The organism is Streptomyces niveiscabiei (genome assembly GCF_001419795.1).
GTDB lineage: Bacteria > Actinomycetota > Actinomycetes > Streptomycetales > Streptomycetaceae > Streptomyces > Streptomyces niveiscabiei.
In genome coordinates this window covers 1-1,324 of the sequence record NZ_LIRL01000265.1, presented here as the reverse complement: position 1 = coordinate 1,324, position 1,324 = coordinate 1, and the positions used below count along the sequence as shown (strand labels likewise).

1 protein-coding gene is annotated in these 1,324 nt (G+C 72.4%); it reads left to right on the top strand.

The features are described from left to right. On the top strand, positions 1-1,168 hold a 1,168-nt coding region (locus AOK24_RS14160), incomplete at its 5' end, for a hypothetical protein (protein WP_055720420.1). Between the last annotated feature and the right edge of the window lie 156 nt (positions 1,169-1,324).

The window sequence follows — 1,324 nt, the reverse complement described above, 5'->3', positions numbered from 1 at the left end:
GGCCCACACCCTGTCGGTCGTGCCGTACGCCCTGTTCACCGCGCTGGTCGTCGGCGTCGACTTCGGGGTGGCGGCGATCCGGCCGGGCGCCGTGGGGTCGGGGTCGGTCGCCGAGCTGGCGGTGGGTCCGCTGACGGTGATGTTCGCGGGGCTCGTCGGGATACTGCTGGCGGGGCTGTGGCCGCTGACGTTCGTGCCGGTGCTGGTCGTGGCCGTCGTCTACCTGGCGGTCGTGGAGTCGGTGTCGCTGGACGGCAGCTGGACGAGCTGGTTCTCGCCGGTCGTCACCGACGAGAACGCGAACGGCCTCCCGGTCCCCTCGAACCTCTTGGAGCGCCACTCCGGCTGGCACGCGCTGTACCTGCTGGCGCTGTGCGTGCTGCTCACCTGCGTGGCGATGCTCCTCAAGGGCGGCCGTACCGTGGCGATCAAGGCGGTGATGGTCCTGGCGCTCGCGGTCACCGTGGTCGCTGGGTTCGGCCAGCGGCCGGGGGACCAGACGGCTCTGGCGCAGGCGCGGCGGACGGCGTCCGAGCACCCGGAGAAGGTGCAGTCGTGCGCGGAGTACGGGGGTTCGACGTACTGCTCGTTCCCGGAGTGGAACGGCCAGCGGGCGCAGTGGGCGAAGGTCGTGGACCGGGTCCGTGAGAACGCCGGGGTCACCACGCCGCTGACGGTGCGCCAGCGCATCGACGTCAGCGACGGGGTGGGCAGCGACTACTCGCTGACGCCCCAGACCGGCGCCGGCCAGGCCACGGTCGGCACCCGCTGGGGTGGCAACCGCGTCCCCGAGTTCGCGGTCGGGGTGGCGTCCGTGCTGGTCGCCGGTTCGGAGTCGGCGGCGGAGAACCTGTGCGGCGCGCGCGGGGTGACCGTCCTGTGGCTGGCGCTGGGGAACGACCCCACGCCCAAGGACACGTTCCGCAACATCCGCGTGGGGGACAGCACGGTGGGTTCCGCCATCGTCCTGTCTTCCACCGACACGGTCTCCATGACGGCCCAGCAGACCGACGTCGTCAACAGCCTCCTGACCCGCCCCCGCACCGAGGTCACGGCAGCGGTCAAGGCCCACTGGACCGAGCTGACCTCTCCGAGGACGACCACGGCGGACGCGGCGCGCCTGCTGGGCGTCGAGGCGCCGAAGGGGGCGGAGACGTGCGGCGAGTGAGGAAGAACGAAGAGAAGACGATGAACCCGGCCTCGAAGAACCCGAGTTCGACACCCCGGTCCGCCATACCTCCGGCCTCCGGCCACCCGGCCCCTGGTCACCCGGCTCCCGGTCACCCGGCCTCCGGCCACCCGACCCCTGGTCACCCGGCTCCCG